At 60.9% G+C, this 21,898-nt stretch carries 16 protein-coding genes and 2 pseudogenes; 13 read left to right on the plus strand and 5 right to left on the minus strand.

All coding sequences use genetic code 11. The features are described from left to right. Window positions 1-227 (plus strand): annotated as a pseudogene (locus PMI34_RS14010) (alpha-D-glucose phosphate-specific phosphoglucomutase); the annotation flags it as partial. A gap of 164 nt (window positions 228-391) precedes the next feature. On the opposite strand, the gene PMI34_RS14005 reads toward PMI34_RS14010, so the two are convergent. Then, the gene (locus tag PMI34_RS14005; RefSeq protein ID WP_008050078.1) at window positions 392-1,087 is read right to left on the minus strand and encodes a pirin family protein; all 696 of its coding nucleotides are present in this window, start codon (window positions 1,085-1,087) and stop codon (window positions 392-394) included. A gap of 279 nt (window positions 1,088-1,366) precedes the next feature. Here PMI34_RS14005 and PMI34_RS14000 point away from each other — a divergent pair, with 279 nt between their 5' ends. Next, a complete protein-coding gene (locus tag PMI34_RS14000) occupies window positions 1,367-3,841 on the plus strand; it encodes a UvrD-helicase domain-containing protein (protein WP_008050079.1) in 2,475 nt (824 codons plus the stop codon). Window positions 3,842-3,927: 86 nt separating this feature from the next. Here the strand turns inward: PMI34_RS14000 and PMI34_RS13995 are convergent, their stop codons facing one another. Continuing rightward, on the minus strand, window positions 3,928-4,200 hold the full coding sequence (locus tag PMI34_RS13995; protein WP_008050083.1) for a DUF1652 domain-containing protein: 273 nt from the start codon (window positions 4,198-4,200) through the stop codon (window positions 3,928-3,930). Between the two features lie 266 nt (window positions 4,201-4,466). On the opposite strand from PMI34_RS13995, the gene PMI34_RS13990 reads away from it, so the two are divergent. Genes PMI34_RS13990 through PMI34_RS13975 form a run of 4 tightly spaced genes read left to right on the plus strand, consistent with a single transcriptional unit; the run spans window position 4,467 to window position 8,272 of the window. Further along, window positions 4,467-5,285, plus strand: coding sequence for a helix-turn-helix domain-containing protein (locus PMI34_RS13990; RefSeq protein ID WP_008050084.1), 819 nt, complete (start codon window positions 4,467-4,469; stop codon window positions 5,283-5,285). Window positions 5,286-5,335: 50 nt separating this feature from the next. After that, the gene (locus PMI34_RS13985; protein ID WP_008050086.1) at window positions 5,336-6,742 is read left to right on the plus strand and encodes an NAD(P)/FAD-dependent oxidoreductase; all 1,407 of its coding nucleotides are present in this window, start codon (window positions 5,336-5,338) and stop codon (window positions 6,740-6,742) included. 43 nt (window positions 6,743-6,785) lie between these two features. Next, window positions 6,786-7,127, plus strand: a complete 342-nt coding sequence (locus PMI34_RS13980; protein ID WP_008050088.1) for a cupin domain-containing protein — start codon at window positions 6,786-6,788, stop codon at window positions 7,125-7,127. 59 nt (window positions 7,128-7,186) lie between these two features. Next, entirely contained in the window at window positions 7,187-8,272 is a 1,086-nt protein-coding gene (locus PMI34_RS13975) for a polyamine ABC transporter substrate-binding protein (RefSeq protein ID WP_008050089.1), read from the plus strand. Window positions 8,273-8,316: 44 nt separating this feature from the next. Here the strand turns inward: PMI34_RS13975 and PMI34_RS13970 are convergent, their stop codons facing one another. Together PMI34_RS13970 and PMI34_RS13965 are read right to left on the minus strand one after the other, a co-directional pair. Next, window positions 8,317-8,988 carry an MliC family protein gene (locus PMI34_RS13970; RefSeq protein WP_008050090.1) on the minus strand — a complete coding sequence of 224 codons (672 nt, stop codon included), beginning with the start codon at window positions 8,986-8,988 and terminating at the stop codon, window positions 8,317-8,319. Between the two features lie 137 nt (window positions 8,989-9,125). After that, complete coding sequence (locus tag PMI34_RS13965) at window positions 9,126-9,353, minus strand: YgdI/YgdR family lipoprotein (RefSeq protein WP_008050091.1); 228 nt, start codon at window positions 9,351-9,353, stop codon at window positions 9,126-9,128. Between the two features lie 195 nt (window positions 9,354-9,548). Between PMI34_RS13965 and PMI34_RS13960 the strand changes: the two genes are divergently transcribed. After that, window positions 9,549-11,216: a VRR-NUC domain-containing protein gene (locus PMI34_RS13960; protein ID WP_008050094.1), complete on the plus strand. Its 1,668-nt coding sequence runs from the start codon at window positions 9,549-9,551 to the stop codon at window positions 11,214-11,216. After that, window positions 11,213-13,480, plus strand: coding sequence for an ATP-dependent DNA helicase (locus PMI34_RS13955; protein ID WP_008050095.1), 2,268 nt, complete (start codon window positions 11,213-11,215; stop codon window positions 13,478-13,480). Before PMI34_RS13960 ends, PMI34_RS13955 begins: the two co-directional genes overlap by 4 nt. A gap of 157 nt (window positions 13,481-13,637) precedes the next feature. Here PMI34_RS13955 and PMI34_RS13950 read toward each other — a convergent pair whose 3' ends face one another. Next, window positions 13,638-14,792: a MalY/PatB family protein gene (locus tag PMI34_RS13950; protein WP_008050097.1), complete on the minus strand. Its 1,155-nt coding sequence runs from the start codon at window positions 14,790-14,792 to the stop codon at window positions 13,638-13,640. 247 nt (window positions 14,793-15,039) lie between these two features. Between PMI34_RS13950 and fdnG the strand changes: the two genes are divergently transcribed. From fdnG to selA, 5 genes and pseudogenes are all read left to right on the plus strand, one after another. Then, window positions 15,040-18,105, plus strand: a complete 3,066-nt coding sequence (fdnG, locus tag PMI34_RS13940; RefSeq protein WP_157222726.1) for a formate dehydrogenase-N subunit alpha — start codon at window positions 15,040-15,042, stop codon at window positions 18,103-18,105. After that, entirely contained in the window at window positions 18,106-19,041 is a 936-nt protein-coding gene (gene fdxH / locus PMI34_RS13935) for a formate dehydrogenase subunit beta (RefSeq protein ID WP_008050103.1), read from the plus strand. Next, window positions 19,038-19,703 (plus strand): formate dehydrogenase subunit gamma, encoded by a 666-nt coding sequence (locus PMI34_RS13930; RefSeq protein ID WP_008050105.1) that lies wholly within the window; start codon window positions 19,038-19,040, stop codon window positions 19,701-19,703. The genes fdxH and PMI34_RS13930 overlap by 4 nt, the downstream gene beginning before the upstream one ends. 3 nt (window positions 19,704-19,706) lie before the next feature. Beyond that, entirely contained in the window at window positions 19,707-20,633 is a 927-nt protein-coding gene (gene fdhE, locus PMI34_RS13925) for a formate dehydrogenase accessory protein FdhE (RefSeq protein ID WP_008050106.1), read from the plus strand. 51 nt (window positions 20,634-20,684) lie between these two features. Next, window positions 20,685-21,890: pseudogene (gene selA / locus PMI34_RS13920) on the plus strand (L-seryl-tRNA(Sec) selenium transferase); the annotation flags it as partial. Window positions 21,891-21,898 lie beyond the last annotated feature (8 nt).

A 21,898-nucleotide genomic window follows, 5' to 3' on the forward strand; every position in this document is an offset into this window, starting at 1 on the left:
GGGGGGGGGGGGAGCCGATCCAGAGCATCCTCAGTCACGCCCCGGGCAATGACCAGGCCATCGGCGGCCTCAAGGTCATGACCGAGAACGGCTGGTTCGCGGCGCGCCCATCGGGCACCGAGGACATCTACAAGATCTACGCCGAAAGCTTCGTCAGCGACGACCACCTCAAGCAACTGGTGGCCGAGGCGCAAACGCTGGTAGATGGTGCCATTTCCGCGAAATGACGGAGGGCCCCATCGCGGGCAAGCCCGCTCCCACAAGGATTGTATTTAACCCTGTGGGAGCGGGCTTGCCCGCGATGGCGGCGGTGCCAACACTGCAATACGTGAGCAAAAAAATGGGGTGACCATGACAGTCACCCCATTTTTTTTGTCTGGCAATTATCGAATCACGCCAGGTCCACTAACACGATCTCACTGTCCTCGATAGCAGTCACACGCAGTACCTGCTCATCGGCCACCGCGACACCGTCTCGAGCTTGTGCGCGCAAGCCATTGACTTCAATGACCCCGGTAGCCGGGACCAGGTAGGCCCGACGACCGCTGTCCAAAAGGTATTCGGCCGTTTCGCCGGCTTTCAGGTTGGCGGCCACCAACCGGGCATCGGCGCGGATGCGCAGGCTCTGATCGTCGCCTTCCTTGCCGCTGGCCAGGGTGACAAAACCTTCGCGGTCGCCTTTCGGGAACGGCTTGGCGCCCCAGGACGGGGCCAGGCCGGACTCGTTCGGGATGATCCAGATCTGGAAAATCCGGGTCGGCGTCGCTTCCAGGTTGTACTCGCTGTGGGCGATCCCGGTGCCGGCACTCATGACCTGGATGTCACCGGCTTCCGTGCGGCCCTTGTTGCCAAGGTTGTCCTGATGGGTAATGGCGCCTTCGCGGACATAGGTGATGATTTCCATGTCCCGGTGCGGGTGTTGCGGGAAGCCGGTGCCGGGAGCGATCACGTCGTCGTTCCAGACCCGCAGGTTGCCCCAGTTCATGCGCTTGGGATCGTAGTATTCAGCGAACGAAAAATGGTGGTGAGCATCCAGCCAGCCGTGGTGAGCGCCGCCGAGCGAGTTGAAAGGTCTGAGTTCAAGCATGATCGTCTCCAGAAAAGGTTGGTCATGGGGCCCGGTGCCTGAGCCACGAAGCGAGACCGGTGAGTGATGACGGCCATCATCCAACAGGCAACAATCGATAAAAAGCGTAAAAAATGCAGCATTCCCATCGAATGGATTGATATAAAACGAACTCGAAAGTTTCTCATCCGGCTTTCACTTCATCGCATAAGCCAATGAGTCATAAGCAATTGACTAGAACTCGACGGCAAATGCAGACACCATAGCGCACAACAGCCTCACACCCTGGAGTCAGTCCGCGTGCCGCAACACACCCCCGATCTTCCGCCTGAACTTCGCCCCCTGGCCGAGATGCCGCTGATCAAGCGATTGCTCGCCCGATTCTTCGGCTACAGCCTGACCCGCCTGCACGCACAGCATCGTGCGTCGTGGTTGCATGGCCAGGCCGACGGTTTTCGCAGCGGTCACAGCGCCGGGGTCGATTACGGCTACAAGGAAGGCAAGCTCGAAGGGCTGGAGGAAGGGCGGCAGGTCCTGCTGATCCGCGACTCGCGCAGCACTGAACACCGACCGCCGAATGTCGATGACCTGCTGTTCGACGATTGGCGCCTGCCGTTGAGCGCCGAGTTGAAGAAGCGCATGAAGGCCGATGTCGCCCGGTTGTTGCCGGCCCATGCCCAGCCCAGCGCCGCACAGTGGAAAATGATCTTCAGCGATACGCCATCCACCTCGGTGATCGCGGGTGCCGGTGCCGGAAAGTCGACCACCCTGGTGCTGCGTATCTTGCTGTTGACCCATTACCTGGGCTTCGAGCTGAGCTCGATGACGGTGGTGACCTTCACCCGCGAGTCGCGCAAGGACTTCATCAACAAGCTGATCGAACTGTTTGCGCTCTGGGGCCGCGGGATCAGTTTCAAGGAGGCGCGGGACCTGGTGCGCACCTTTCACTCGCGGATCCTGCCGATGGTGCGCAGCCTTCCGGGTTTCGAGCGGTTACAGGCTTTCGAGAACCTCAGCCTGCGGACCGCACAGGGTGATGAGGAGGTCGACAGTAATCCGTTCGACCTGCGCATCAACGACGCTCAACGCCAACAGCTCAACGCCTGCTATCACCGGCTGCACAGTGACGACGAGCGTTTTCGCGAGCTGATCAAGCCGTTGTCCCGGCATGCCCTGCAACTTAAGGAACTGGAGCGCGATCACCCGGATGTGCAGAAACGCATGGGTGTGACCGAACTCGCCTCCAAACGCGATGAAGAGCTGTGCGATGCCATCGAGGACCTGTGGTTTCGCGCCGGTGCCTGGCCCATCAAGGGCATCGAACCGAATCGCCAGTCGTTTGATATCAACGGTTCGACATTCCATTGTCACGGCTACATCCCGTCCCTGGATGCCTGGGTGGTGCTGGGGTTCGATCCTCGGGAAAACCCGCAGGTCACGCGACCGAACGCCAAGCTGACGGTGCGCGCAGAGTGGGCCGTAAAACGCACCCTGTTTCAAGCTTTCTGTCGTAAGCCTTTGATATGGCTGGATAGTTACGAGTCATCCAAGCGTGTCTTGGCCTCGCTTGCCGGTGATGCCAGCGCCGGGCCCGGCTTCGATTACAAGGTCAAGGGCGAGCTCACTTCAGCGCCGCTGCTCGATTGCTTTGTCGCCGCCGCCGGGTTCATCGAAAACCTCGGCCTGGATGTGCCTGGCGCCGTGGGGCAGATGAGTTTCGCCAAGGACGATCCCGACCGGTTCTTCTTCGAAGCCTTGAGTCTGTACTGGCGGGCGCTGGAAGATCACTTGCTGGATCAGAAACCACCGATCATGACCTACAACCGGATGTTTGCCCTGTTCAGCGAGCATTCGCCGGAGAACCTCAAGCTGCTCGGCGATGATCTGCTGCGGCCGCTGTCACACCTGATGATCGACGAATTCCAGGATGTCTCGCCGCAGATCGTCTCCTGGGTCAGGGCCAGCCTGGCAGAGATCCGCGGTCGCGGGCCGGCCATGCACGTCGGACGTGCAGCCCAACGTTCCTCGCTGCTCTGTGTGGGCGATGACTGGCAGTCCATCTATGGGTGGCGCGGCAGTTCGCCGACCTACTTCATGGAGTTCAACAAGGAATTCCCGTCGCCGGGCACCACCAAGGTCATGCTCAGCGACAACTACCGCAGCCACCAGCACATCATCGATGCCGCCGAGCACATCGTGCGCGCAGCACCGGCCATTGCCGGGAAGAAAGCCAAGGCCAGTGGCGAACCCAAGGCATCGCTGCCGGTGAACGTCCTCGATCGAGATGACCAAGGCATGGCCCAACGCCTGATGGAACATTACCGAAAGGGCGATTCAATCTTGATGCTTTATCGAAAAAGTAGCGATAAGTCATTGATTGAAGAGCATATTAGGTCTGTAGTTAATGTTGATTCCAGCTTGCCGTATGAGGCGCGCAGGCTCAAGCAACTGACCTATCACAGTGCCAAGGGCCTCCAGGCCGATGCGGTGTTTTTGCTCGGGGACTGCCAGCACCTGACCAGCTCGCCTTACAAGAATCAGGTTTACCGGATGGCAGGCCTGGGCAAGGCCGGTGACAGCGAGCCCTACGACAACGCCCAGAAGGACGAGATCCTGCGGCTGGCCTACGTGGGCATTACCCGCGCCGTCAGCCATTGCTACTGGTACGTCGATGCTCAGGACACCCAAGCCGCGAACATGCCCAAGGCCTCCGACCGGATCGGCAAGGGCAAGGCGTTCTTTGTCGACCATCGTAAAAGCCAGACCACGACCTGATTTTGTAGGAGCGAGCTTGCTCCTACAGGCAATAGCACTCAACAAAAAGCCCACTTGAAGTGGGCTTTTTGGGGGGGGGACAGGCTTCAGGCATAACTCCTGAGGGCCTGCGGTGGAACGAAGGCTTCAAGTTCATCCTCCACCGCTTCGATTATTCGCTCTACATCCGCGGCATTCATGACGGTGGCGCACGGAATACCGGCAATGGCGATCATGGTCTCGCCAGTGGCACGATCAAAAAGACGGGCAATCATGCTGCCCGGCGCGTCCATGCTCGCCTCGAAACCCATGGGATGAAAATGCCAGCGCATCAGCTGGCAGGCGTTTGGAAACGTAACCTTACTGAACCCTTTATTCATGTGTTGCCCGCCTTCATTATCGAGCGCGTCCGTTAGCTCATGGTAGGAGGGAAGAACCTTCATTGGTTCAACCAGTGACAGTTTTTAAAAGTAGCACCCGGATGTGAAAATAATGTGGAGTTTTCAGGTCGTTTGGCGATTGCCGGCGTTTTTTTTGATCCAGCTCACGCTTATCGGCCATTTGCGGGCACCTGCCATCATCGGTTTAGTCGTTGAAGACATTGCGTAAGTTGGGCAAGCTCGGTCTTTTTCCGTCGAGATGTTCAATGCACGCCGATGATGATGGCCCACTGCAAACCCAGGTCACGGGCGAGACGGTCATGCGCTATCACTTGCGCTGGAAGCACCGGGATCTGGACGGCGTCATGGCGCTTTATCACCCTGAAGTCCAGTACAACGACTTTTTCCAGAACCGGGTCATGGGCCTGGCCGAGTTGCGCGAATATGTACGCAGCAGCATGCCCCGGGATCCGGATGAGGCGCTGGAGCATTCCGACCGTATTCGACTGGACGGCAACACGGCGTTCATTCAGTACCGCATCACCTTGCGCGGCGGTGAAGGGTTGGTGTCGTTCCGGGCCAGTGAGGCGATCACCGTCAAGGACGGGTTGATCTGGCGGGTCAATGAATACGCCTCGCTGGTGCATGAACAGCCCGCAACAAGCCAGGCTTCCAGCAACCAGCGCCCGGCGGTCAGCCGGCTCGGCCTGTCGCCGCGCCAGTTGAGCTTCATGGCCGATGACCTGCAGCAGTATTTCCAGGGTCAACAGCCATATCTGGACCCGGAGCTCGATCTGCAACGGGTGGCGAAGGAGTGTGGCTACAGCCGCAACCAGATTTCCTACCTGTTGAATCAGGTGCTGGGCCAGAGCTTCTACCGCTACGTCAACCAGGCGCGCCTGCAACATTTGCTCGCAGCGCTGGATACCGCCACACCGCCAGTGCGTATCGATGAGCTGGCCTTCGCTGCCGGATTCAATTCGCTGTCGGCGTTCTACAGCTGTTTCCGCCAGCACACCGGCCAGTCACCCAAGGCCTACGTCAAACAAATTTCTTTGCGTGCACGCGCGCAAGACAGCGCCTGAGCCCACGCACTAGGATCGACGCCATCGAAGTTCGAGTGGCGGAGTCTTGCATGCCGGCGTGGCGCACTATCAGTTTGTGGATGGACCAGCTCGACGAGCCTCTGTTGGCACGTCCGGCGCTGGAGCGGGACCTGGATGTCGACGTGGCGATCATCGGCGCGGGCTACACCGGGCTCTGGACCGCGTACTACCTCAAGCAACACAAACCAGACCTGAACATCGCCATTGTCGAAGCGCAAACCGCCGGTTTCGGTGCGTCGGGGCGCAATGGTGGCTGGCTGATGGGCAATTTGCTGGGTGAAGATCGCCTGCTGGCCAAGCTGTCGGCTGAAGATCGCCGTGCCTCCTACGATTTGTTGCACAGCATTCCGGATGAAGTGGAGATTATCCTCGAACGCGAGGGGATCGACTGCGACTACCGTAAGGGCGGGGTGCTGTATTGCGCAGCACGCTATCCGGAGCAGGAAGCCGGCCTGCGTCACTACCTGGACGACCTCCATCGCCAGGGCCTCAACGACAGCCACTATCGCTGGCTGAACCCGGAGCAACTGGCGCAACAAATCCGCGTCGCCAAACCCTATGGCGGTATCTACGCGCCGCACGTGGCGACCATCCACCCGGCCAGGCTGGTACGGGGGCTGGCCCGGGCTGTGGAGCGCCTGGGCGTCAGAATCTACGAAAACAGTCCGGTCACCCATTGGCAGTCCGGCAGCCTGCGCACGGCGAAAGCTTCGGTGCGCAGTCGCTGGGTGGTGCCGGCGGTAGAAGGTTACTCCGTCACGCTGCCGCCGCTGGGGCGTTACCAGATGCCGGTGCAGAGCCTGATCGTCGCGACCGAACCCTTGTCGGCGGCCACCTGGGACGAAATCGGCCTGAGTCGCGGCCAGGCGTTCAGCGAGGCCAGTCGCCAGGTCACCTACGGTCAGCGCACCGCTGACAATCGATTGATCTTTGGCGCCCGTGGCGGCTACCAGTTCGCCGGCAAGCTGCGCCACGATTTCGACCTGAGCACTGACGAAATACAGCTGCGGCGCTACCTGTTCGGCGAACTGTTCCCGCAGTTGAAGAACGTGCAGATCACCCATTCCTGGGGAGGCAACCTGGGCATGTCGCGGCATTTCCAGCCGCACATGCTTTGCGATCGGTCCAATGGCATTGCCTTGTCTGGCGGCTATGGCGGGGAGGGCGTTGGCGCCAGCAACCTGGGAGGCCGCACGCTGGCCGACCTGATCCTGGGGCGCGACACCGATCTGGTGCGCCAGCCATGGGTCATCCCCCAGCGCGGCCTCGACGCCCTGCGAGCCTGGGAGCCGGAGCCGATCCGCTGGCTCGGCTACAACGCGATCATCCGCAGCTTTGTCCATGAAGACCAGACCCTGGCCAACCCGGCCACTGCGCCCTGGCGGCGCAAGCTGGCCAGCGGGGTGGCCGGTTTCATGGAAGGTTTCATGCACTAAACGGCGCGCTCTTCATCTACAGGCTACATCGACAGGTATTCCCATGAGCATCACGCAATTCAAGAACACCGCAACCCTGAAACTGGACGAATCCAATCCGGTCGCCGTACCCCTGGGTACCCCCGTGGCCGTGGCTTCGACCACCAGCGTCGAACGCGACGACGGCGTCGAGACCGGCGTCTGGGAATGCACCCCCGGGCGCTGGCGGCGGCAGATTGTCGCCCAGGAGTTCTGTCATTTCATCCAGGGCCGCTGCACCTTCACCCCGGACGGCGGCGAACCCCTGCACATAGAAGCCGGCGACGCACTGATGTTGCCGGCCAACAGCCTCGGCATCTGGGACATCCAGGAAACCGTGCGCAAGACCTACGTTCTGATTTTCTGAATTTTCATCTTTGATCCTTTGATTGCCTGCCAACAAAAAAAACCTACAGGAATCGACTCATGATCCGAAAGACACTGACCCTGGCCCCGCTGATGCTCGTGGCATCGATCAGCCAGGCCGCCGAAACCGTCAAGATTTACAACTGGTCGGATTACATCGCGCCAGACACCACGAAAAACTTCCAGAAAGAAACCGGCATCGGCTTCACCTACGACGTCTACGACAGCAACGAGACCCTCGATGGCAAGTTGATGACCGGAAAATCCGGCTACGACGTGGTGTTCCCGTCCAATCACTTCATGGCCCGGCAGATTGAAGGCGGCGCCCTGAAGAAACTCGACAAGAGTCAGTTGCCGAACTGGAAGAACCTCAACCCGGTATTGCTCAAGGCATTGCAGACCAACGACCCGGGCAACGAACACGGCTTCCCGTACCTGTGGGGCAGCACCGGCATCGGCTACAACATTGCCAAGGTCAAGGCCGTGCTGGGGGACAACGCTCCGGTGGATTCCTGGGACCTGATCTTCAAGCCCGAGAACATGCAGAAGTTGCAGAAGTGCGGCGTGGCCATCCTCGACAACGGCCCCGAACTGCTACCGGCCGCGTTGAACTACCTTGGGTTGCCGCCTCACAGCAAGAGCCCGGAAGACTACAAGAAGGCCGAAGCCCTGCTGCTGAAAGTGCGGCCGTATGTCAGCTATTTCCACTCGTCCAAGTACACCAGCGACCTGGCCAACGGCGATATCTGCGTCGCGGTCGGCTTCTCCGGCGACATACTGCAGGCGGAAAACCGCGCCAGGGAAGCCAACAATGGCATCGACATCGGTTATTCGATTCCCAAGGAAGGCGCCGCGATCTGGTTCGACATGGTCGCCATGCCGGCCGACGCTCCGGACGAGAAGGCCGGTTACGCCTTCATGGACTACCTGCTGCGTCCGGACGTCATGGCCGGCGTCAGCAACTACGTGCATTACGCCAATGGCAACGAGAAGGCCGACAGCCTGATCGACCCGGCGATCAAGAACGACACCAAGGTTTACCCAAGCCCGGAAATGATGGGCAAGCTGTTTGCGCTGGAGGCCATGCCACTGAACATCGATCGGGTGCGTACCCGGGTCTGGAACAAGATTCGCACCGGCAGCTAAAGCGGGAGCGGCCATCGGGACAGGACGTCCCGAGGCCATCTTCATCAGCCGACCGGCTCGGCTGCGCAACTCATCTGGCCTGAGCCGGGTATCTGGAAAAACACGTCATCGCCCAGTTGCCAGAAGCTGTAGCTGCCTTTGTAATCCTTTCCCGTATACCGGGTTCCGGAATTATCGGGCACCTGGTTCAGCGTAACCGAGGTGTTGGCCCATTTCAGAAACACCACGCCCGGTTCGACGGTAAAGAAGGTCGCGGCAACCAATGCGTTAAACCCTGCGCAACGATAAGCCAATGGGCCTTCCGTGAGTCTGCTGGGGTCCTTGGTTCTGGCAATGGCCGAGCCCTGGCGCAGTTGGAACGCACGCTCGGCATAACTTCGCACGATGCACGCCTTGGCTTGGGTCCCGCCACCACACTGGTTACGGGACTCAATCCAGAACCGCTGATCGATCTCGACTTTATTCGGGCGCGGCACTGAATGGTCGTCGCTGAGCGCCAGCAGATAAAGACGATTGAGTTCCAGGTCCATGCGCGCCAGTTGAGGGTCGTGACAGACAAGCTTTTCGGCGGATGCCTGGGGCGTGGCGCAATCGAAACTGGTTTTGTACGTTGGCAAGGGCTTTGGCTTGGCTTTTTTGGCGGCGTCACACACGCTCGCCGTCACGCACGCGCTGACGGCGAGCACAGAGGCCAGAAGTGGCATGACCATTTTCATTTCGGCGTCACCTGAGTCTTTGCGTGATGCCCGTATTGCAACGCCTGTGTCGAAGCGTTGCACAGTCATTCGGTCGCACGGGGTCTATCGAGTGTAAAGCAGTGTTCGAAACCTGCCACATCGTGCCAGGAGAAACGTCAGTCTTCTTCTTCGCGAATCGTCGCCACTTCATCGGCCCTGACTTTCACCATTGCACCGGAAATGTCCTCAAACTCAAAGAACCCGTCCTTGGTTTTAGTCTTCGGCATGTCCTTGGTCAGGTATTGAGTGCCGTTCTGCAGCGTCACCACCGTTGGTGTCGAGCAACCGGCCAGCGCCAGCAGGGCCGCTGTCGCCAAGGGCAAGCCCAATGTCTTGATGTCCATGATCACCTCCCGTTCGTTTAAAGCAGCGCCATCAGCCCGAGGCTGTCACTGCACCTGTATGGCGGTTGGTGCCGCCAGGGGGCAGAAAGTTCTACTGCCTTGGGAAAAATCCGTATTGCGCCGCCATTTATCCTTTTCCGATTGCGCCACGAGGCGTGGAACTGGTATCTGTATGCATAACCAGTATCTGTCGCCATGGCCCATTTTCCAGTGACCGCAAATCCCCTCGACGATCCGTTCTACTACTTGAACAACTTCATGCAAGTGCTTGATTGGCTTGAGCAGCGCTTTGCCGATGTGCTGAGCGTCGACGAACTGCGTTTCATTAATGAGTTTAAGCGGTTGCCCCGTGAATCGCAGGCACTGCTGGTCAGAATGGTCATGCGCAAGGGCGTTCATTTCAGGGCAAGCAAACTGCATTACGAGGAGATCGGCGATATCGGCTGCGCCGTCGAACCGCTGTTGGCGCTCGGTTGGGTCGATGAGCGAATGCCGTTGGCGGTCCAAGGGCTGTTCGAGGTGCTGCTCAAGGGGGAAATCCTCCAGGCTTTTGGCCCGGCAATCGATCAACCCAAAGGCAAGAAAGCCGATTGGTTGCCAGCGCTGTGCGAACAGTTTCCCCAGGTGCAAAGCTTCAACGACTGGTGCCCGACCCTGGACGAGCGCCTGTTCAGCCTGACCATCATGCAATTGTGCGATCGCCTGCGCCTGATGTTTTTCGGCAACCTGTATCAGGACTGGTCGGAGTTCGTATTGGCCGACCTCGGTATCTACACCTACGAAAAAGTTGAATTCTGCGCCGAGTCCCGTGGCTTGCGCAGCCGCGAAGACGTGGACGCCTGCGTCCTCCTGCACGGGTACCAGCAACAATTGGAGGCCGGTGAAGCGCTGGAAGAGGTGGCCGAGCGGATCAAGGGCCTGGCGCTGGACAATCCCTGGTTGCAACGCCGGCGCGGCAAGCTGCTGTTCCAGATGGCCCAGTACTGCGAACGCATCGCGGATTTCTCCATGGCCCTGAACCTGTACCGTGAATGCGCATATCCCGGCGCGCGGGCGCGGCTCATCCGCGTGCTGGAACGCAGCGGCCAGTTCGAGCAGGCCATGGACCTGGCCGAGCAAGCCGAACAGGCGCCGCAAAGCGCCGCCGAACATCAGCAGTTGCTCCGCGTGCTGCCACGCCTGCGGCGCAAGCTCGGCGGGCCGCCCATCAAGCGGGCAGCGCCTCGGGAAATGCAGCGCCTGGACCTGCAATTGCCCAGGACAGACCCGGCGTTATCGGTGGAGTTCTACGTTCAGGCGCATCTGGCGCAAGAGTCGGCGCCGGTGCACTACGTCGAAAACAGTCTGGTCAATTCACTGTTTGGCCTGCTGTGTTGGCCAGCGATCTTCGTGCCTTTGCCGGGGGCGTTCTTTCACCCCTTCCAGCGCGGGCCGGTGGATTTGCTCAGCGAAGATTTCCAGCTCCGCCGTGCCGAACTGTTTCAGGCGTGCCTGGACGAACTCGACGACGGGCGCTATCGGCAGACCATCCGCGAACGTTATGCCGCCAAATGGGGCGTGCAGTCGCCGTTCGTGTTCTGGAGCGTGCTCAGCGAGGAGTTGCTGGAGCAAGCCCTCGATTGCCTCCCGGCCGAGCACCTCAAGCACTGGTTCAACCGCCTCTTGCTGGACATCAAGGCCAATCGCGCCGGCATGCCGGACCTGATCCAGTTCTGGCCGCAGCAAAAGACCTACCGCATGATCGAAGTCAAAGGCCCGGGCGATCGCCTGCAGGACAACCAGCTGCGCTGGCTGGAGTTCTGCCACGAACACCAGATGCCGATCGCCGTGTGCTACGTGCAATGGGCGGAGCAGGGCGATTGAGCTACAGCATTGCGGTGCGGGCGCTGTGCGAGTTCACCGCCAAGGTCGGCGATCTCGACCTGCGCTTCACACCGTCACCGACTGCGCTGGAAGGTATCGTCGGGCACCGTACGGTGGCTTCGCGACGTAGCGAGGGCTACCAAAGCGAAGTCGCCCTGGAGGGCCAGTATCAGACCTTGACGGTCAAGGGCAGGGCGGATGGCTATGACCCCGGGCAAAACTGCCTGGAGGAGGTCAAGACCTTCCGCGGCGACTTGAGCAAACAACCGGCCAACCACCGCCAATTGCATTGGGCCCAGGTGAAAATCTACGGCTGGTTGATGTGCCGGAAGCTGGATCTGGCACGGATCAATCTGGCGCTGGTGTACTTCGACATCGTCAGCGAGAAGGAGACCTGCCTGGTCGAGCCTTTCGAAGCCAGCGAGCTGCAACAATTCTTCGAATGGCATTGCGCGCTGTTCCTGCAATGGGCCGAACAGGAAGTCGCTCATCGAGAAGGGCGCAACCGGGCGGCGCAGGGCCTGGCCTTTCCCCATGCCGGTTTTCGACCGGGGCAACGCCATCTGGCCGAGTCGGTGTTCAAGGCCGTCAGCACGGGGCGCTGCCTGATGGCCCAGGCGCCCACGGGCATCGGCAAGACCCTGGGCACCTTGTTCCCGATGCTCAAGGCCCTGGCGCCGCAGCAACTGGACAAAGTGTTCTTTCTCACGGCGAAAACCCCGGGACGCCAACTGGCCCTGGACGCCGCACAAGTGATTCTGAACAGCGCCGATGCGCCACCGTTGCGGGTGCTGGAGATGATCGCCCGGGACAAGGCCTGCGAACACCCGGACCAAGCCTGTCACGGTGAGTCCTGCCCACTGGCCCGGGGTTTCTACGATCGCCTGCCCGCCGCACGGCAGGCGGCCAGCCAACTGAGCCTTCTGAACCAGAGCGCCTTGCGCGAGGTTGCCCTGACGCACGATGTCTGTCCGTATTACCTGAGCCAGGAAATGGCGCGTTGGGCCGACGTGGTGGTTGCCGACTACAACTATTACTTCGATTTCAGTGCGCTGCTGTTCGGTCTGGCCCAGGCTAATAACTGGAAAGTCGCGGTGCTGGTGGACGAAGCCCATAACCTGGTGGAACGTGGCCGGCAGATGTACAGCGCCAGTCTCGATCAGGCGACCTTCAACGGCGTGCGCAAAACCGCGCCCGAAGTGCTGAAAAAACCGATGCAGCGGGTCAACCGTGAGTGGAATGCCCTGCATAACGGGCAAACCGGCGCCTATCAGGCCTATGACAAGGCGCCGGAAAGGCTGCTTCAGGCACTGTCATCGTGCAGCGCCAGCATCGGTGACTACCTCAACGATCACCCTCAGGGCCTGGACAGCGCACTGCAGGGGTTTTACTTCGACATGCTGCACTTTTGCCGGGTCGCCGAACTGTTCGATGAGCAGTTCCTGTTCGACATCAGCAAGCGCGATCTCGAGCGCCAGCGCAACCTCTCGCAACTGTGCCTGCGCAATGTGGTCCCCGCCGGGTTCATCCGCCCGCGCCTGACCGCCGCGCGTAGCACGGTGCTGTTTTCCGCGACCCTCAGCCCCCGGCGCTATTACGCCGATTTACTGGGAACACCGGCGGACACCGTGTGCATCGACGTCGAGTCGCCGTTTCACGCCGATCAACTGCAAGTGCACATCGTCGACCGGATCTCCACCCGGTTCGTGCATCGCCAGTCGTCTCTGGAACCGATCGTGGACTTGATCGCCAGGCAGTTCTGCGAGCGCCCCGGCAATTACCTGGCGTTTTTCAGCAGCTTCGATTATTTGCAGCAGGTGGCGCAGTTGCTGGCCGAGAAGCATCCGCACATCAGTCTGTGGTCGCAGTCCCGAGGCATGGGCGAAGCGCAACGCCAGCAGTTTCTCGATCAATTCCACGCTGACGGCCAGGGTGTCGGCTTTGCGGTGCTGGGCGGGGCCTTTGGTGAAGGCATCGATTTGCCCGGTGCCCGGTTGATCGGCGCGTTTATCGCCACGCTGGGGCTGGCGCAACTCAATCCGGTGAACGAGCAACTGAAACGGCGCATGGCCGCCATTTTTGGCGCAGGTTATGACTACACCTACCTTTATCCCGGTGTGCAGAAAGTGGTGCAGGCCGCTGGGCGGGTGATCCGCACGCAACAGGATCAAGGGGTGGTGATGTTGATCGACGACCGTTTTGGCGAGAGCAAGGTCAGGCAGTTGCTGCCGCGTTGGTGGGCCATGACAGGCAATTGTTCGTAGCATCACAGCATCGGGTTATCGCCCTGTGGGGGCGGCGATGCGGCGATCCGACTTGCTCGCGAATGCGTAGTGTCAGCCAGCATCAATGTCGACTGTGCCGACGCCATCGCGAGCAAGCTCGCTCCCACAGGAGTCTTCGTTGCTGCTGAGGGGAGAATCAGGCCATTAGATTGCGCAAACTGCGCTCCATCCGCGCAATGCCTTCTTCCAGCAGCGACCGTGGGCAACCGAAATTCAGGCGTACGAACTGCTTGCAGTCATCGCCGAAGTCCAGACCGGCGCTCAAGCCGACCTTGGCCTGTTCCAGGAAAAACTGCTGCGGGTTGTCCAGCCCCAGTGCCGTGCAGTCGAGCCATGCCAGGTAGGTGCTTTGCGGCAGGTTCATGGTGATGCCCGGCAGGCGGGTGCGCACGGCCTCGGCGAGGAAGTCGCGGTTGCCTTGCAGGTAGTCCTTCAGCTCGGCCAGCCATGGCGCCGCTTCGCTATAGGCGACGCGGGTGGCTTCCATGCCCAGCGGATTGACGCTGTCGACCATGCCGCAACGGGCGTGGTTGACCTTCTCGCGCAGGTGGCGGTCCTGGATGATCATGAATGAGGTCTTCAGGCCGGCGATGTTGTAGGCCTTGCTCGCCGACATCAGCGTGATGGTGCGCTGGGCGACTTGCGGGCTCAGGGTCGCCATCGGAATGTGCTGGCGACCGTCGAAGCACAATTCGGCGTGGATCTCGTCGGAAATGATCCAGGCACCGTGCTCAAGGCAAATGTCGGCAATGGCTTGCAGCTCTGCGCGGGGGAAGGCCTTGCCCAACGGGTTATGCGGGTTGCTCAGCAGCAAGGCGCCGCCACCTTGCAACGACTGGCTCAGGGTATCCAGCGGCGTGGTGTAGGTGCCGTCGGCTTGGGCATCGAAGTTCAGTTCGACCTTGTTCAGGCCCCAATGCCCGGGCGCATGGCGCAGTGGGGGGTAGTTCGGGACCTGGACAACGACATTCTGTGGTGCCTGCACCAGTGCCTTCAACGCCATGTTGAAACCGGACTCGACGCCCGGCAGGAAAATCAGCTCCTGGGGCTCGACGCGCCAGGCGTACTTGTTCCAGAGGTCGACAACGATTGCCTCGCGCAGGTCATCCTGGGCCACGCTGTAGCCGACCATCGGGTGTTCCAGTCGTTTTTGCAGGGCCTTGATGATCATTGGCGGCGCGGCGAAGTCCATGTCGGCGACCCACATCGGCAACACGTCGGCCGGGTAGCGGCTCCACTTGGTACTGCCGGTGTTGTGGCGGTCGAACACCTGATCAAAATCGAAAGTCATGCTTAGTCTCATGAAAGCTGGGTTGGAATGCTGACCATGATAATCGCCAAGCCCTGTGGGAGCGAGCTTGCTCGCTCCCACAGGTTGTATGCCTTGGCTGATATTGGGGGAATTGCCCGACGGTCGGCTCTCGTGGCGAATTCGACAGCCCTGTCTAAAATTCAACTGTCGGCAGCCAGACTGCCCCGACCGTGGTTGTTCAAAAAGCCCGGCCATGTACCGGGCTCCACCTGATCAGGAGTGCACGATGGATCTCAGCCGTCGTCAGTTCTTCAAGGTCGCCGGTATCGGCCTTGCAGGCTCTAGCCTGGGCGCGTTGGGCATGGCCCCGACGCTTGCCTTTGCCGAACAGGTGCGTCACTTCAAGCTCGCCCACACCCATGAAACCCGCAACACCTGCCCGTATTGCTCGGTCGGTTGCGGCTTGATCATGTACAGCCAGGGCGATACGGCGAAGAATGTCGCGCAAAACATCATCCACATCGAAGGTGACGCCGACCATCCGGTCAACCGCGGCACCCTTTGCCCCAAAGGCGCAGGCCTGCTGGACTTCATTCACAGCCCCGGACGCCTGCAATACCCGCAGGTGCGCAAAGCCGGCGGCACCGAGTGGACCCGCGTCTCCTGGGATGAAGCGCTCGATCGCATTGCCGACCTGATGAAGGCCGACCGCGACGCCAACTTCATCGAGAAGAACGCCCAGGGTCAAACGGTGAACCGCTGGCTGACCACCGGTTTCCTCGCGGCCTCGGCGGCGTCCAACGAAGCCGGCTACATCACCCACAAGGTGGTGCGCAGTCTCGGCATGCTGGGGTTCGATAACCAGGCGCGTGTCTGACACGGCCCGACGGTGGCAAGTCTTGCCCCGACGTACGGCCGTGGTGCCATGACCAATACCTGGACCGATATCGCCAACGCGAATCTGGTTCTGGTGATGGGCGGCAACGCAGCAGAAGCGCATCCGTGCGGCTTCAAATGGGTGACCGAAGCCAAGGCGCACAACAAGGCGCGCCTGATCGTGGTCGATCCGCGTTTTACCCGGACCGCCTCGGTGGCCGACTATTACGCGCCGATCCGCACCGGCACCGACATCGCCTTCATGGGCGGGCTGATCAATTACCTGCTGACCGAGGACAAGATCCAGCACGAATACGTGCGCAACTACACCGACGTGTCGTTCATCGTCAAAGCCGGCTATGGCTTCGAGGACGGAATCTTCAGCGGCTACGACGTCGCCAAGCGTGCCTACACCGACAGGTCCGGCTGGGGCTATGAACTTGGCGAGGACGGGTTTGCCAAGGTCGATCCGACGTTGCAGGACCCGCGCTGCGTCTATCAATTGATGAAGCAGCACTACAGCCGTTACACCAAGGAACTGGCGAGCCAGATCTGCGGCATGCCGGTCGATGCCATGCAGAAAATCTGGGAGGAAATCGCCACTTGCTCGACGCCGGGCAAGACCATGACCATTCTCTACGCCCTGGGCTGGACCCAGCACTCGGTCGGTTCGCAGATGATCCGCAGTGCGGCGATGGTGCAACTGTTGCTGGGTAACGTCGGCATGCCGGGCGGTGGCGTCAACGCCTTGCGCGGACACTCCAATATCCAGGGGCTGACCGACCTGGGTCTGCTCTCCAACGCACTGCCGGGATACCTCACGCTACCTGGCGATGCCGAACAGGATTACAACGCCTACATCGTCAAGCGCACGCAAAAACCATTGCGCCCGGGGCAACTGTCTTACTGGCAGAACTACGGCAAGTTCCACGTCAGCCTGATGAAAGCCTGGTACGGCGCCAACGCCACGGCCGAGAACAACTGGGCCTACGACTACCTGCCGAAACTGGACATTTCCCAATACGACATCCTCAAGGTGTTTGATTTGATGGGGCAGGGCAAGGTCAACGGCTACATGTGCCAGGGCTTCAACCCGATTGCCGCGCTGCCGGACAAACACCGGGTGACCGCGGCACTGGCCAAATTGAAGTGGCTGGTGGTGATGGACCCGCTCGCCACCGAAACTTCGGAGTTCTGGCGCAATGTCGGGCCGTACAACGATGTGAAGAGCGCCGACATCCAGACCGAAGTGATTCGCCTGCCCACCACCTGTTTCGCGGAGGAGGACGGCTCGCTGGTCAACAGCAGTCGCTGGCTGCAATGGCACTGGAAAGGCGCCGATGGGCCGGGTGAAGCGCAGACCGACATACGGATCATGAGCGAACTGTTCCAGCGTCTGCGTCAGCGCTATCAGACCGAAGGCGGGAAGTACCCTGACCCGATACTCAAGTTGTCCTGGCCGTACAAGATCCCGGACGAGCCTTCGCCGGAAGAGCTGGCCAAGGAAATCAACGGCTCTGCCACCACCGACTTCACCGATGCCACTGGCGCGGCGATCAAGGCCAATGCGCAACTGGCCGGATTCGGCCAGCTCAAGGACGACGGCAGCACGGCGTCCGGTTGCTGGATCTTCTGTGGAAGCTGGACCGAACTCGGTAACCAGATGGCACGCCGCGACAACAACGATCCGTACGGCATGCACCAGCACCAAGGTTGGGCCTGGGCCTGGCCGGCCAACCGGCGGATTCTCTACAACCGCGCCTCGGCGGACCTGCAAGGCAAACCGTGGGACCCGAAAAAACGCCTGGTGTGGTGGAACGGCAAAACCTGGGGCGGCACCGATGTGCCGGACTACAAGGCGGATGTGGCGCCGGAAGCGGGGATGAATCCGTTCATCATGAACCCCGAGGGCGTGGCGCGATTCTTCGCCGTCGACAAGATGAACGAAGGCCCGTTCCCCGAACACTACGAGCCGTTCGAAACGCCGATCGGCATCAACCCGCTGCACCCGCAAAACAAGAAAGCCACCAGCAACCCGGCGGCGCGGATCTTCGACTCGGTCTGGGATTCCCTTGGCGTGGCCAAGGATTACCCGTACGCCGCCACCAGTTACCGGCTGACCGAGCACTTCCACTTCTGGACCAAGCATTGCAAGCTCAACGCGATTACCCAACCGGAGCAATTCGTCGAGATCGGTGAAGTGCTGGCCAAGGAAAAAGGCATCGTCGCCGGCGACCGGGTACGGGTCAGCAGCAAGCGTGGCTTCATCGAAGCGGTGGCGGTGGTGACCAAGCGGATTCGTCCGCTGCAGGTCAACAATCAGGTGGTGCACCAGATCGGCATTCCGTTGCACTGGGGCTTTACCGGCCTCACGCGCCACGGTTACCTGACCAACACCCTGGTGCCGTTCCTCGGCGATGGCAACACTCAGACCCCGGAATCCAAGTCATTCCTGGTCAACGTGGAGAAAGTCTAAATGGCCAGCCAAGACATCATTGCCCGCTCGGCCACCACCACACCCGCGCCCTCGGTGCGCGGCATGGAGGAAGTCGCCAAGCTGATCGACACCACCAAATGCATCGGTTGCAAGGCCTGCCAGGTCGCCTGTTCGGAATGGAACGAGTTGCGTGACGAGGTCGGCCATAACCATGGCACCTACGACAATCCGCAAGACCTCACCGCAGAAACCTGGACGCTGATGCGCTTCACCGAGCACGAGACCGACGCCGGCAACCTGGAGTGGCTGATTCGCAAGGACGGCTGCATGCACTGCGCCGACCCCGGCTGCCTGGCGGCATGCCCCAGCCCGGGGGCGATCATCAAGCACGCCAATGGCATCGTCGATTTCGATCAGGATCATTGCATCGGTTGCGGCTATTGCATCACCGGGTGTCCGTTCAACATTCCACGGATCTCGCAAAAGGATCACAAGGCCTACAAATGCACCTTGTGCTCGGACCGGGTGGCGGTCGGGCTGGAACCGGCCTGCGTGAAAACCTGCCCGACCGGTGCCATCGTGTTCGGCTCCAAGGACGACATGAAGGAGCATGCGGCCGAGCGCATCGTCGACCTCAAGAGCCGGGGTTTTGAAAACGCCGGTCTGTACGACCCTGAAGGCGTCGGCGGCACCCACGTGATGTACGTGTTGCACCACGCCGATACGCCAAGACTGTACGCCGGTTTGCCCGATCACCCGGCAATCAGTCCGTTGGTGGGGCTGTGGAAAGGCATCAGCAAACCGCTGGCGCTACTCGCAATGGGCGCAGCGGTGCTGGCCGGGTTCTTCCACTACGTGCGCGTCGGCCCGCAAATCGTCGAAGAGGATGAACACCCGAGCCCGCCGGACAATGCCGTGCACGAAGTCGATCCGTCGGTGCACACCTTCGATCCCCGTGGGGAGGGCAGGCCATGAGCAACAAGACGATCCTGCGCTACACCGGCAACCAGCGCACCAATCACTGGCTGGTAGCGATTCTGTTCCTCATGGCCGGGCTGTCCGGGCTGGCGCTGTTCCACCCGGCGCTGTTCTGGCTGAGCAACCTGTTCGGCGGCGGGCCATGGACACGCATCCTGCACCCGTTCATGGGGGTGCTGATGTTCGTGCTGTTTCTCGGCCTGGTGTTTCGCTTCTGGCGCGCCAATTACTTCATCGCCAATGATCGCCTGTGGCTCAAGCGCATCGACCGGGTGATGAAGAATGAAGAGGAGGGCGTCCCGCCCATCGGCAAGTACAACCCCGGGCAGAAGCTGCTTTTCTGGACTTTACTGCTGTGCATGCTGGTGCTGTTGTTCAGCGGGCTGGTGATCTGGCGTGCGTACTTCAGCGAGTATTTCGGCATCACCGCGATACGCTGGGCGATGTTGCTGCATGCGTTGGCCGCTTTTGTGCTGATCCTGAGCATCATCGTGCACATCTATGCCGGTATCTGGATCAAGGGCTCGGTCAGCGCCATGCTGCACGGCAGGGTCAGCCGCGGCTGGGCCAGGAAACACCATGTACTCTGGTATCGCCAAGTGACTCAAGATGAGACCCGCGCCGAAACTCCTACGCGACCGATCACCAAAAAGGGCTGACATTTGCCAACCATCCTGGAACCTGGAGAAATCGAAGCGGCGGCCAGTTCGCCGCCGTTTCTGTACATGCCACCGCATAATCTGTTCAGCCTGCGCGCCCAGCGCCTGGAAGCGTTGGCCGTAGGGCACCCGTTGGCCGATTACCTGCGCCTGATCGCCGGGGTGTGCCGGGTGCAGCAACAGGTGCTGGACGACCCGCCGCAAAGTGAACCCCTTGACCGACAACGCATCGAATTGTGCCAGCAACACGGTTTGCCGCCGTTCGCGGCCGACAGCCTGGCACGCGAAGACGATTGGCAGCGTTACCTCGATGCCCTGTTACAGCGCTATAACGCACCGCCGCAATCTGCCGTGGCCGATGCCGTGGACACCTTGCGCCTGGCCGGTGCCGGGCAACGCCGCGCCTGGGCGGTGGCACTGATCAGCGGCCAGTATTCGCTGGTGCCGGCCGCGTTGGTGCCGTTTCTCGGTGCGGCGTTGCAAACGGCCTGGAGCCACTGGCTGTTGAGCACGCCGAACCTGGCGCTGACCGCCGGCGACAGCCTCAGCCAGTGCCCGGCCTGTGGCTCGCCAGCCATGGCCGGGGTTATCCGTCATCGCGGCAAGCACAACGGCTTGCGTTACCTGGTCTGTTCGCTGTGCGCCTGCGAGTGGCATGTGGTGCGGGTCAAGTGCGTGTATTGCGAGCAGAGCAAAGGCCTGGAATACCTCAGCCTTGAAGATGATCGCCATGCCGCCAACCAGGCGCCGTTGCGTGCCGAGGTCTGCCCCGGTTGCAACAGCTACCTGAAGTTGATCTATCTGGAGAACGATGCGCACGCCGAAGCGTTGTCGGCCGACCTGTCCAGCCTGATGCTCGACATGCGCCTGAGCCAGGACGGTTATCAGCGTCTGGCACCCAATCTGTTGTTGGCGCCGGGAGACGAGTAACCGCAGCGTCTACACTGTGGCGCGAGGGTCATTCGTTTTCAGGAGCGCCAGATGTCTGCACGCAGTGCCAGCCAACCCCTGCGTCTACCTTCGATCGACAGTTTATTGCGTCACCCGGCGTGCCAGCCGTTGGCCGAGCGCTATGGGCGCGATGCCTTGCTGGCTGCCTTGCGGCAATTGCTTGATGAACTGCGCGAAGGGGGGCGGCAGGGTTTACTCGAATCTGTTGAAGTCAGCCCTGAGGTACTGGCGGGCAGGGTAGGCGAGCGCTTGGCCATCCAGCATCGCAGCCATGTGCGCCGGGTGTTCAACCTCACCGGCACGGTCTTGCACACCAACCTTGGCCGGGCGCTGTTGCCCGAGGAAGCGATCGAGGCGGTGCAAATGGCCGCCCGTTATCCGCTCAATCTCGAATTCGACCTGCGCAGCGGCAAGCGCGGAGATCGCGACGACCTGATCGAAGGCTTGATCCGCGAACTGACTGGCGCCGAAGCGGTGACCGTGGTCAACAACAATGCCGCTGCGGTACTGCTGACCCTCAACAGCCTGGGCGCACGCAAGGAAGGGATTATTTCCCGGGGCGAACTGATTGAAATCGGCGGCGCCTTCCGTATCCCCGACATCATGGCCCGTGCCGGGGTGAAGCTGGTTGAGGTCGGCACCACCAACCGCACCCATGCCCGCGACTACGAAGCTGCCATCGGCCCGCGCAGTGGTTTGATCATGCGCGTGCATGCGAGCAACTACAGCATTCAAGGTTTCACTACGAGCGTGCCGACCGCCGAACTGGCGCAACTGGCCCACCAGCACGGCTTGCCGCTGCTCGAAGACCTCGGCAGCGGCAGCCTGCTGGACTTGACCCGCTGGGGGTTGCCGGCGGAACCGACGGTGCGCCAGGCGCTGCTGGATGGCGCGGACATCGTCACCTTCAGTGGCGACAAACTGCTCGGCGGACCACAGGCCGGGGTGATTGTCGGCCGCAAGGAACTGATCGCCAGGATCAAGAAAAACCCCCTTAAACGTGCGCTACGGGTCGACAAAATGACCCTGGCGGCCCTGGAAGCGGTGCTGGGTCTGTACCGCAACCCCGATCGCCTCGCCGAGCGTTTGCCAAGCCTTCGCCTGTTGACCCGGTCACAGGCCGATATCCTCGCCCAGGCTGAGCGTTTGCGGCCGGCGCTGGCCCAAGTGCTGGGTGATGGCTGGAGCGTCAGTGCCATGCCCGCACTGGGTATGATCGGCAGCGGCAGCCAGCCGAAGTGATC

The sequence above is a fragment of the Pseudomonas sp. GM74 genome, assembly GCF_000282455.1.
Taxonomy (GTDB): Bacteria; Pseudomonadota; Gammaproteobacteria; order Pseudomonadales; family Pseudomonadaceae; genus Aquipseudomonas.